10 protein-coding genes and 1 pseudogene are annotated in these 10,739 nt (G+C 57.8%); 3 read left to right on the top strand and 8 right to left on the bottom strand.

Annotation, left to right across the window (positions count from 1 at the left end):
- Positions 1-14 precede the first annotated feature (14 nt).
- Genes AiwAL_RS16575 through AiwAL_RS16605 form a run of 7 tightly spaced genes read right to left on the bottom strand, consistent with a single transcriptional unit; the run spans position 15 to position 6,703 of the window.
- The gene (locus AiwAL_RS16575) at positions 15-836 is read right to left on the bottom strand and encodes an aspartate dehydrogenase (protein WP_235705486.1); all 822 of its coding nucleotides are present in this window, start codon (positions 834-836) and stop codon (positions 15-17) included.
- Positions 833-2,542 (bottom strand): thiamine pyrophosphate-binding protein, encoded by a 1,710-nt coding sequence (locus AiwAL_RS16580; protein WP_235705485.1) that lies wholly within the window; start codon positions 2,540-2,542, stop codon positions 833-835. The genes AiwAL_RS16575 and AiwAL_RS16580 overlap by 4 nt, the downstream gene beginning before the upstream one ends.
- 16 nt (positions 2,543-2,558) lie before the next feature.
- Positions 2,559-3,350, bottom strand: a complete 792-nt coding sequence (locus AiwAL_RS16585; protein ID WP_235705484.1) for an SDR family oxidoreductase — start codon at positions 3,348-3,350, stop codon at positions 2,559-2,561.
- An 8-nt stretch (positions 3,351-3,358) separates the two neighbouring features.
- On the bottom strand, positions 3,359-4,264 hold the full coding sequence (locus AiwAL_RS16590; RefSeq protein WP_235705483.1) for a VOC family protein: 906 nt from the start codon (positions 4,262-4,264) through the stop codon (positions 3,359-3,361).
- Complete coding sequence (locus AiwAL_RS16595; RefSeq protein WP_262313103.1) at positions 4,261-5,118, bottom strand: IclR family transcriptional regulator; 858 nt, start codon at positions 5,116-5,118, stop codon at positions 4,261-4,263. Before AiwAL_RS16595 ends, AiwAL_RS16590 begins: the two co-directional genes overlap by 4 nt.
- An 8-nt stretch (positions 5,119-5,126) precedes the next feature.
- Positions 5,127-5,963, bottom strand: a complete 837-nt coding sequence (locus AiwAL_RS16600; RefSeq protein WP_235705481.1) for an alpha/beta fold hydrolase — start codon at positions 5,961-5,963, stop codon at positions 5,127-5,129.
- Positions 5,960-6,703, bottom strand: a complete 744-nt coding sequence (locus AiwAL_RS16605) for an SDR family oxidoreductase (protein WP_235705480.1) — start codon at positions 6,701-6,703, stop codon at positions 5,960-5,962. Before AiwAL_RS16605 ends, AiwAL_RS16600 begins: the two co-directional genes overlap by 4 nt.
- 518 nt (positions 6,704-7,221) lie before the next feature.
- On the opposite strand from AiwAL_RS16605, the gene AiwAL_RS16610 reads away from it, so the two are divergent.
- The 3 genes from AiwAL_RS16610 (at position 7,222) to AiwAL_RS16620 (ending at position 10,281) form a co-directional block, all read left to right on the top strand.
- Positions 7,222-7,773, top strand: a complete 552-nt coding sequence (locus AiwAL_RS16610; RefSeq protein ID WP_235705479.1) for a cupin domain-containing protein — start codon at positions 7,222-7,224, stop codon at positions 7,771-7,773.
- 118 nt (positions 7,774-7,891) lie between these two features.
- On the top strand, positions 7,892-8,842 hold the full coding sequence (locus AiwAL_RS16615; protein WP_235705478.1) for a transporter: 951 nt from the start codon (positions 7,892-7,894) through the stop codon (positions 8,840-8,842).
- 62 nt (positions 8,843-8,904) lie between these two features.
- Positions 8,905-10,281, top strand: a complete 1,377-nt coding sequence (locus AiwAL_RS16620) for an MFS transporter (RefSeq protein ID WP_262313102.1) — start codon at positions 8,905-8,907, stop codon at positions 10,279-10,281.
- Between the two features lie 48 nt (positions 10,282-10,329).
- On the opposite strand, the pseudogene AiwAL_RS16625 reads toward AiwAL_RS16620, so the two are convergent.
- Positions 10,330-10,608 (bottom strand): annotated as a pseudogene (locus AiwAL_RS16625) (IS481 family transposase); the annotation flags it as partial.
- Positions 10,609-10,739: the final 131 nt, after the last annotated feature.

The raw sequence follows: 10,739 nt of genomic DNA on the forward strand, positions 1-10,739 counted from the left end.
GCTGTTTCTCAATGTCAAATGACCTCGGGCAGCACGACGTTCAGCACTGTCTGGGCAATGCTGTACGCTGTACCGAGCGAGGTTTTGGGGTTCTGGGAAGACGGTTCGTTCTCGATCCGAATCTGCGCGATGCCAGCCTTCGAACGAAACCGAATTTCGTGGACGTTACGAATGATTGCCGGATCGGCAATCAATTCGACGCGTGTCCGTTCGAAACCGATCCCGGCGAGAGCGATAATCGCCGCGACATTGGCATTCTTCGGATACTCGGTTGCCGCGCTGCGCGCACTGCCTTCGTAGAAAGCCAAAGCTGTGCCCAGATTATCGAGATCGATGATGGCCTCGGCGGACGTTCCCTTCCAGGCCAGTGGCGGCTTGCGTCCGACATAGACGACCTCGTCAAGTCCGGCGAGCCGGGCGGCGGAAAGCATGTCGATGCCTCCGACGGCACCTGCGGGCAGACGAAGCCGTGCCCCGCCTTTGCGTGCCGCATCGACAAGTGCGGTGTGCAGCGCATCGTCCGCGAGCGCACCCACGGAGCTGACGATCAGGTCGATGCCATCTTTCAGTATCGTCGTGCCATACATGCCGAGAGCGGCCTGGCTTGCACATTCCACGACAATATCGGCGCCAAGCCGGCTCAACGCTTCGGCGTGGTCGATAACTTCGACGTGTTGCGCAATGTTCGTGTGCTTTGCAAGCAAGGATCGGGCACGCGCCTCCCCTTCTGGTTTGGCGAGACAGACAAGGAGCTCAAGCGGTGCTGGCAGTTCGTGCGCAAGCGTTGCCAACAATGTCTCCGCGATCACACCATATCCGATCAGCCCCAACCTCATGCCGGACCACCCGCCGCACCGGCTGGCGGCCCAGCGAAAGCGCTGGCGAAGGGACCGATCTTGGTCATTTCAACCTCCAGCAACACCGGCCCTCGAAGGTTGAGCGCCCAGTCAAGCGCTGCGCCAAACGTTTCGACATTATCGATCGCCCGGTGTTGCAGACCGAAGCTCTTGGCCAGAAGGGAAAAATTGGGTACCGATAAATTCGAGTAGTGCCGCCGGCCTTCGAACTGGACGTCCTGGATATTCTGGATGACGCCATAGGCTTCATCGTTCATCAGGACGAAGACGATCTCCGCGCCTTCATCGACTGCTGTCAGAAACTCGCCCAGGGCGAGCATGCTGCCGCCGTCGCCGATAAGCGCGATCGTCTTGGCAGCCTCACCCGCGAGGGCTGCGCCAATGGCCATGGCAATCCCCTGACCGATGCCGCCACCGAGCGCATGGACGCCAAGCTCCGGCCGCGCGATCGTCACATAACGGTTACCAAACGTGCTGTTGGAAATTGTGACATCGCGCACGAAAGGGTGTGCGCCGGCGGATACCCGAGCCAGAAGATCATCGGCGATGGTTTGATAGGGGCCGAGAGCGGATCGGAGCATTCCCTCTGATTGCGCCCGCGCGATGCTGATGTCGTGCAGGAAATTATGGTTCGTGTTGAGCGTTTCCGGCAGCCGCGCAAGCAGCCCTTCAAGCGCGAGGCGCGCATCGCCGGCCATGAAGACATCGGTGGCGTAATTCCGACCGTTCTGCGTGGGATCGGCATCGATCTGCAACAGAGGTCTCGGCAGTTGCATCCGGTTATCGAAGGTTTCGTTACCGCGGAGGCGCGAGCCAACTACCAGCATAAGGTCGGCTTGCTTATAAATCGCTTCTGAGGCAGGTGTCATATTGAAGGCACCCAGGCTCCAGGGGTGGTTCTCAGGCACGACCGCGCGACCGTGGGTGCTGGTGACGACAGCAACACCCCGCTCGACGAGTGCGGTCGCCGCGGACGACGCGGCACGCGCGCCGCCGCCGAGCCACAGGATTGGCCGGCGCGCGCGCGCGATCATGCCCGCGGCAATATCAAGAAGCATCTCGTCCGGGCGGATCGGATCGACGACGGGCGGACGAATGCATGCAGGCGCTGGCACAAACTCGCGTTGGACATCGACCGGGATCTCGACGGTCGCCGGTCCGGCAGGTGCGCTCAGCGCCATCCGGACGGCGGCATCAAGCACGCCCAATACGCCGCGCGACTCCCAAATGCGCAAATACCCTTTGGAAATTGCCCTGAGCATAGCGGCCTGATCGGGGACATCGTGAATCGCGGCCCGATCCCGATCCATGAAAACGCGATCGACCTGGGTGGTGATGTGCAGGATCGGCGTGCCGGCGGTTTGAGCCTCGACCTGGGCACCGGCCGCGTTGCCTGCCGCAGTGCCCGTGCTGGTGAAGGCAACGCCAAGTTTTCCCGAGACGCGCGCATAGGCATCCGCCATGTTGAGGGCGCCAGCTTCACCGCGCGCTGGCACGAAGCGGATACGTCCTTGCCGGGCGATGGCATCGAGGATCGGCATGTTGTGAATCGAGATCACGCCAAAAGCGATCTCAACGCCGATATCCGCGAGATACGTCGCGACGAGTTCACCAACCGAAACCTCCGAGCGCGGCGGCATCGAAGCAGCGGGAGACTGGTCGTGTGACAGGGTTTCAATACTCATCAGAATTTGTTTCCATCTAGATGAAGCGAGAGATGCCGCCGGAAATTTCGAGCGCGGATCCGGTGATGTAGCTGGCTGCTGGAGAGCCGAGGAACGCGATTGCCTTAGCAACTTCCGCGGGTTCGCCGACACGCTGCAGCGGAATATTTTTGCTTCGTGCGAGAGCCGCGAACCATTGCGCACGTGTTTGATCGGTGTCCTGGCGTTGCTCGAAGCGGCGCTGCCACTGACCGGAGTCAACAAGCCCGATCAGTATCGAGTTGACGCGCCCCTGCGGTGCCAACTCGATACTCAAGGATTTTGCCAGATTCTGGACCGCTGCCCGCGCAGCGGAGGTGCACACCATATGCGGCTCTGGTTGAAGAGCAAGGAGAGAGTTGACGATGATGATGGCAGGCGCGTCAGACATATCGAAAAGAGTCCGAAAGGCGCGGATCGGCCGCACCTGACTCATGATCTTCAGATCAAGTTCGGTGCGCCAGGCGTCATCCGTCGTGTCGGCAAAGGTCGAGAGGCGGCCCTGCCCGGCATTGTTGACGAGGAGATCGACACGCCCTCGCCAAGTGTTCAGCTCCGCGGCAAAGCCATTGATTTCCGCCGCATCGAGAACATCGCAGCGACAGGCGAGGACACGGGTGTTGCCGTGTTGCTCGACAAGGTGCTGATGGGCATTTGCCAATCGTTCTGCATTGCGCCCGCAAATGGCGACATCAGCGCCCTCCGCCAGCAGCACGGACGCGGTCGCGAGGCCGATGCCTGAAGTTCCGCCCGTAACAACCGCAACCTTGCCGGAAAAACCGAGATCCATGCCTACCCTCAGAGCGATTGGAAGCCGGGGTCGGGCCGGCCAGCCATAACGGTCCGCATGGCTGGCGTGGGCGGTCCCGCTGTCATCCACAGATCCATTTTTTCCGGGATGTTTCGCGGCCATACTTGCGGCTCATGGGTTGCTTCGTCGATCTGCAGAACTTCCGAGGTAAATTCGATGACGAACCCGGACGGCGAGACAAAATAGGCGAACGGATTGTTGCCCGGTCCGTGGCGTCCTGGCCCCCAGGCTGGCGCTTGCCCCCTCGTTTTCATCCGGCCGATGCCACGCATGAAGCTGTCGATCGATGCCATTTCGAAGGCGACATGATTGACCGACGGATAGGACGCCCGATTGAGCGCGATCGCATGGTGGTCGCTGCTGCAACGCAAGAACACCATTGCGTTTGCCGAATAGTCGCTGACCCTGAAGCCAAGCATCTCCTCGTAGAACGCCTGGTTTTTCTCGAACGACTCCGAATTGAGAACGACATGGGTAATTTTGCGTGGCAACGCCAGCCTGTCTTCTTCGTCGGTGTAACGCGCGACGTCAGCGGTAAACGACAGCCGCCTTCCGTCGGGATCGAGTGTGCTGAAACCATAGCCGCCCCCCGGCGTGGTCACCGGACCACGAGCGGTCGTGGGCGCGCCTTTAGCAACCAACTGCGCATGAAGATCATCGATCCGCGCGGCGCTATTCATGCCAAAGCAGATTTGGTCAACGCCGTAGGTTTTGCCCTCACGGAGGCCATAAATAAAGGGCTCTGAGCCGGTGCCTCTGAAATAGACGGCGTCATCGGTTTCGTGCGAGACCGTAAGACCCCAATTATCCACATAGAAATCGCGCGTCACAAGGACATGGGGGGCGCGCATGACGATGGCGCGCAAGAAATCGACCGCGATTGGCTGGGTCATGCCAAGGTTCCTTCCAGGGAATAGTGCGAGCGCCCATTGGGAACGAAGCCGAGTCGCTCGGAAATATCCATTGCCGCGCGACGCAGACTTTCGCCGATCCGCGCCCGCTTGCCGCCTTCGATGGAAAACGCAGCCTCTGGTCCGCTGATGTTGATCGCCGCGACGACCAAGCCACTATGATCGAAGATTGGCGCGGCGAATGAATCAACGCCCGGTTCGTAATATGACGCGCTCCAGGCGAGACCAATCTGCCGGTCCTGCGCGATCTGGGCAATGAGATCATCGATCCTGGTCGCGGTAGATTCGGTAACCGGCGTGAGATCCGCACCGGCGAACAGCGACCGCACGTCGCGTTCCGGCAGATAGGCAAGAATAATCCGGCCCATCGTCGTTGCATGTGCGGGCAGCCGGGACCCGACGCGAATGGCGCTCGCCCGGAAGACATTGGGCACTTGCCGCAACAAGTAGAGCACGTCTCGTCCTTCGAGGATGCCTAAATGGGCCGAAAGCCCGTAGGTTTCCGAAAGCATGATCAAGTAGGGTAGGGCCGTCTGGCTCAGATCGCGTGACATGAAGGTCTGTGCGGCCACACCGATCAGTCCAGGCCCGATCTGATAGCCGACGCCGTAGGGCTTCTTCTCGACAAAACGTCCGGCTTCGAGTGACGCCAGCAGCCGGATGAGTGTGGTGCGGTTGATGCCGAGCAGCTTGGCGGCATGGCTGAGATTTGCGATCGACTCGCCTTCCGAAATGGAGCGCAGCAGTTTTATGGCGCGCTCCACCGCCGGGACACCGTAGATCTGTGTTTCGGTTTCATTCTTCGTAATTCTGGCTTGTTTTGATATCTTTGGCATGTCCACCCTCATGTCTCAGTGAGATGTCGTTCGACCAGCGCCGCGACTTGGGCGGGCGCTTCCAGGCAAACAGCATGCCCACTCGCCTCGACCAGAACAAGCGGCGGTGCAGATCTGACCGAATGGGGCAGTGACAATGCGATTTTTCGGGCCATGTCCGGCGGCGTTACGACATCCTCGGCGCCCACGATGACGAGTGTCGGCACAGAGAGCCGAACCACATCGTCAAGAATGCGCCCTGATCCCAACAGGCGACTTGCCTGCCCGTATCCCGGCATGACCATGGTTGTCATGGCGGCGACCACCGCGTCCAATACCTCAGGCGATCGCTCAGGATGATATACAAGCCGGGCGCTGCGCTTCCGTGCGAACGTCGCGGCTCCGAGCGCCACGAGTTCCGCCAGGCGTGCGCGCACCGCCTCCGGCAGCGGGTCGCCAGGCATCGCGCCATAACCCAGCGTGGGCGAGACGAGCGCCAACCGATTCACGCGCGCCGGTGCGGTCGCCGCCGCATGGGCCGCCACCAAAGTGCCCAGCGAGTGCCCAAGAAGATCGACAGTTTGGATACCCTCGGCGTTCAGCAAAGCCAGGAGTGCTGCGGAATATTCTGTCACTCCCGGCATAGGGACAGCGAGGGGAGAACTGGCGCCGTATCCTGGAGCGTCCCATGCGATAATTGTCCGGGCCCGATCGAATGCTGCCATCAAGGGAAGAAACGAGAAACTTCTGCTGCCGATACCATGCAACAACACTAACGGCTGCTGAGTATCGTTCATCCCGGCGCGAATCAGGATATCGATCCCGTTCACCATGCGGCGTTCAAAAGGGTGGTCGATTGTGGTCATGCGAAAACGAATCCCGCGTTGGCGGTCAGCAACTGCCCGGTCAGGGAAAGCGCGGACGGTGTCAGCAGAAAAACGACAACACCGGCAACATCCTCGGGCAGTTGCGGCCCCGGAACGGCGCGCTGCTCCTCATAGAGACGGTGTCGCGCCTCCGGGACATACTCGGTCGCCTCCGTTCTCACGATGCCGGGGGCAACCGCGGTGACCGCGATGCGCCGTTCACCAAGCTCCCGCGCCAGCGAGCGGGTCATCGCGATGACCGCTCCCTTGCTCGCAACATAAGCGAGAAGGTGCGGCGCTCCCCACAGGGCTGTATCAGACGCAAGATTGACGATGGCGCCGCCATCGACCAGAATCGGGGCAATCGCCCGCGTCATCAGCCATGTGCCGCGAATATTGACCCGCATGACCCGGTCGAAAAGATCAATCTCGATCGCATCGAAGGCGACGCCGCCAACATTCGTGGCGATGGCCGCGTTGTTTACCAAGCCATCCAGCCGGCCCTCGTGCGCCGCGATATCGCGCGCCATCGCCTCAATGCTTTCCGGGTCTGCGAGATCCACCGGGACAAAACGAGCATCGGCACCCGTTTCACGCAGCGTCCCTACCTCCTCCTGGCCCGCCTCGATCAGGCGATCGGCAAGGACAAGTCGTGCGCCAGCGGCTGCACACGCCTGGGCGATCGCATACCCCAAGCCGCGCGCCGCGCCGGTCACGAGAATGGTTTTACCGTGCAGCATGCGCCGGTCACAGGATGGTTCGGGAACAGGAAAGCGGCGGCATAGCGGTAGCCACCTTAATGAGATTTCTCGGGCGATTTGTTGTCGCCACAACTACGGGAGGCGCATCAAAACCAATCATCGTATTCTCCTGCTCCTCTTATCTGTCGCCGCACCACCTTCCCACCGGCCGCACCCCGGCATTGCGGGGCGACATCGATGACCAGAGTATCCAAATACGACCATATCGTTCATATTTGTTATAATTCCGCCTCGCCTAGCTGTCAAGCATAATGTTCAGAGATTATCGAAAATATATGTTGACTCTGTTTAATTTTTTTTGATAGTGTTCATGAACAAAATGTTCATATTTGATCGATTTGACCGCATGAGGAAGTCAGACGTTCCGCGTCCAGGTATCCGATGCCCGCCAATAGCGGCAGGAACGTGGGGTGACGCAAATGACTCCGCCTCAACGAGCACGGCAGCACCGACCAATGGGTGATCGCACCCGCACAAGCAACACAACGGAGACAGACATGGCTCATGAAATTGACATTGTGACCGAGCGTAAAAAATCCTCACCTCGTTCGTGGGACAAACCACCGGGAGCGACATTCGAAGAGTGGATGAAGACCCGAATCGCGCGCGTGGACGACCGGCCCTACGACTGGAACGCACTCAAGTTTCAGGCCGATTTCGATCCCAAGTACCGGCGTGCTCAAAAGCGATTCATCGGCACCGGCGCTACGGGCGTCGCAAAGGACGCCGGCACCATTCCGGCCGAGAACTTCACGCTCTCCAATATGGTGATCCCTGCCGGTGGCGAAGGCCCCATGCATCTTCATACCGACGCCGAGGAAGTCTTCTTTGTGCTTCGCGGCAAAATCAAAGTGATGGTCGAGCAGGACGGTGAACATTACGAGACGGTACTGGGCGAGCGGGACTGCATCTCGATCCCGCCTAGCGTGTATCGCGGCGAGATCAATGTTGGCGAGGAAGATGCCATCATCATGGTGATGATCGGCTCCCCCAAGCCAGAGACTCCGACCTATCCGGCCGATCATCCCCTCGCAAAAATCAAACGTTAGTGGCTCAATCGTCTTGATGGAAGAACGTTCTGCGTTCTGAAATAAACGGATGGATTTCAATGCCTCTACGTCAAAAAAACTGAACCAAACTCAACAAGAATACCAGAAAGGTCCATGAATGAGCGTAGCGAATAACCGAAGCAAATCGCACAAAACACAACGGCCGAAGTTTCTTGGTCGATTTGCCAAATTGATTCCACCTCTGGCAGTTTTGTCTGCCAGCACAATTGCCAGCATTGCTCCGGCTAATGCCGCCATGTTTGGAAGTACGCCGGAATACCCAGTTGGAATTACCATGGGTGTTCCTGTTGGTGAGCTGCCGCCTCCTGGTTTCTACTATATCAACAAGGGCACATTCAGCGGCGCTCACTCGGTCAATGGGCAGGGCGTTCGCACCGGGGCGGTCTCCAGCACGTGGACAAATACCTCCCAGATCATGTGGGTTTTGAATCAGCGCGTTTTAGGGGCGCGTTATGCTGTTTTCATCCGCAATATCGGCGCCGTCGATGTCGCCCTGACTCGGCCAAATGGAACGACGTCAAGTACCGTTGGTCTGCCTGATACCGAAATTATTCCCGCGAATCTCAGTTGGTCAGTAGCGCCCGGCTTGTTTTTTGATGCTGAATTTGGCTTCTATGTTCCAAGCGGCCGGTACACAACACCTGCCGCGATAAATATCGGCCAGAACCACTATACACTTGAGCCGAATTTTGCACTGACCTATTTCCATAGCGGATGGGCGTTCACCGCGCACACCGTATTTGATATCAATGGTGTAAATCAGCAGACACATTACCGTAACGGCACGACGATGGATGTGGATTATACGGCATTCAAAACCATCGGGCGCTGGAGTTTCGGCCCGGTCGGTTACTATCTCACCCAAATCACCCGCGATAGCGGCCCGGCGAAACTTGATGGCGGATCACCGCAAGAATGGGCACTGGGCCTTGGGGCCGCCTACAATTTTGGACCGGCGCGCCTGAACTTGAATATTACGCACGACATTGTCGCCAATAATATCGGGCAAAAGACTATGGCGATGTTTATTTTTACGGTCCCTCTATAAAAATGACGAGCAAAATCGTTGGTGTTATGGATCAAAAAACTTCGATAAATTGGAGGTTAAACGTGGCCGCACCTGAAGACATGCAAAGCACAGCAGTAAGTCCAGAGACAATTATAGCTCGGATAGACCGATTACCAGTAACACGCTGGCATGTTATTGTTCGGATAATTATTGGATCGGCCACATTTTTCGACGCATTTTCGGTTTTATCCATTGCTTATGTGGTGCCGGCCCTGATTGGCTTGTGGCACATCGACGCCAAAGATATTGGCCTGCTGTTTGCTGGGGGCTTTCTGGGGCAAGCGATCGGTGCGATAACATGCGGCTGGCTTGCCGAACGAGTCGGTCGAGTCCCAATGTTGCGCGCAAGCGTGCTGCTCTTTGCCATTATGAGCATACTTTGCGCTTTGTCACATAGTTATGACCAACTGCTCGCAGCGCGAGTGCTTCAGGGTTTCGGGCTGGGTGCAGAAGTTCCCATTGCGGCAACCTACATTGGCGAAATTTCATCGACAAAAAATCGTGGGCGGTTTTTCCTGCTGTACGAAACAATCTATCCGATCGGGTTGTTCGCGGTTGGCCTGGTCGCCGCATGGCTGGTGCCGAACGTGGGGTGGCGCTGGCTGTTTGCGTTCGGCGTCGTTCCTGCATTTTTGGTGTTTGCAATGCAAAAATATTGTCCTGAGTCCCCGCGCTGGCTTGCCTCCAAAGGGCGCTTGGCCGAGGCAGACGCGATGTTAAGAAAAATTGAAAATTATGTGTCTTCCTATCAACAACTCGCGCCTATTTCGACCTTGTCGGTTGCTCCAATTCCAACCGTCCGGTCAAGGGTGTCCGAGCTTTTTGGCCCCGGCTACAAGAAACGGACATTTGTCGTCTGGGGGCTTTGGTTGTTATCATTTTTTGTGACGTTCGGGATCGCGGTATGGATGCCGTCGATTCTCCATACAGTTTATCATTTACCACTTGAAAAATCGATTCAGCTTAGCCTGATCGGAACGTTGTCAGGATTACTCGGATGTTTCGTGATGGCGCTATCAGTTGATAAAATTGGCCGCGTCCCGCTCTTTGTATTTGGCTTTTCATTAAGCGGGGTTTCGCTTCTGGGCCTGTCGATTTATCATCATGTTCCTCTCGATATTTTTGTGATGACGACCGCCGTCGCATATTTTGGGGCGAACATCACCAGCGTCGGGCTTTATTTGTACACGGCGGAAATCTATCCAACCCGTCTCCGCGCGATCGGCACGAGCGTCGGCACAACGTGGCTGCGCCTCGGCTCGATCGCAAGTCCGTATCTCGTGGGATTGGTCTTGCCATTATATGGCATTTCTGGTGTACTTTTGATGTTTGGCGTCGTGGCCGTGGCCGGCGCGATCTTGGCGCGTTCAGGGATGATCGAGACGAAACAACGAAGGCTGGAAGAAATTTCACCATGACGAGCCCAAATTTGTCTGTCGACGATTGGCGTTGGAACGCCACAGATCATCGGGCAGCCGGGAGATGTCCTGGCGCTGCAGGCAGCGATGCAATGAGGAGCGCGTGAGATGCGGGATGATTGCCTGGAGTGCATAGAGGCAATCATCAAGTGGCAACAGCGTATGCCGGCGGAAGGTGACGATGACGACCTCTTCCTCGAGCGAGTGCACCGTCGAGCGTGGATCTTTGGGGCCGGTCGGCAGATCGCCGACCGCGGTTCGCTTTTTCCATTTGGCGACCGTCTTTTGGTTGATCCCGTAACGCTTAGCCAGAACCCTCAGAGGCTGTCTCGGAATGATGATGGAATGAAGGGTTGGGTGGCGGGATGAGGTGTGATTCCAAGAGGTTGTCGAGACCGAGTTGGATGGACAGCCTCATGTGGACCCCGACCACCCGTGCCTACCATAGGCGAGATAAC

Source organism: Acidiphilium sp. AL (genome assembly GCF_025499445.1).
In the GTDB taxonomy this organism is placed as follows: Bacteria; Pseudomonadota; Alphaproteobacteria; order Acetobacterales; family Acetobacteraceae; genus Acidiphilium; species Acidiphilium iwatense.